Source organism: Bacillus sp. SIMBA_005 (assembly GCF_046535585.1).
GTDB lineage: Bacteria > Bacillota > Bacilli > Bacillales > Bacillaceae > Bacillus > Bacillus pumilus.
On record NZ_JAWRWI010001339.1, the window covers coordinates 1 to 228 of the forward strand.

General features: G+C 61.0%; 1 protein-coding gene. It reads right to left on the reverse strand.

Annotation, left to right across the window (positions count from 1 at the left end; all coding sequences use genetic code 11):
• Positions 1–139 precede the first annotated feature (139 nt).
• Positions 140–228: helix-turn-helix domain-containing protein (locus SB660_RS24425; protein ID WP_410585254.1), on the reverse strand; the 89-nt coding region annotated here is incomplete at its 5' end.

Genomic DNA, 228 nt, shown 5'->3' on the forward strand with positions numbered 1-228 from the left:
GTCGACGGCCGAAGTACCTCTCTATTGAAGTTCCGAGATGAGGCGCGCAAGCGTGCCAGATCGATACACCACACCTCTCACGTCAGAACGACCTGTAGCCCGCGCGTTGCGCGGGCTACAGGTCGTTCCAGACAACCGGTCAGACTTCGAAGCCTCGACCTCGGAAGTAGTCCATCCGGCGATAGAGAGTGGACCGCCCGATCTCAAGCATCTCGGCAGCGAGGCGCC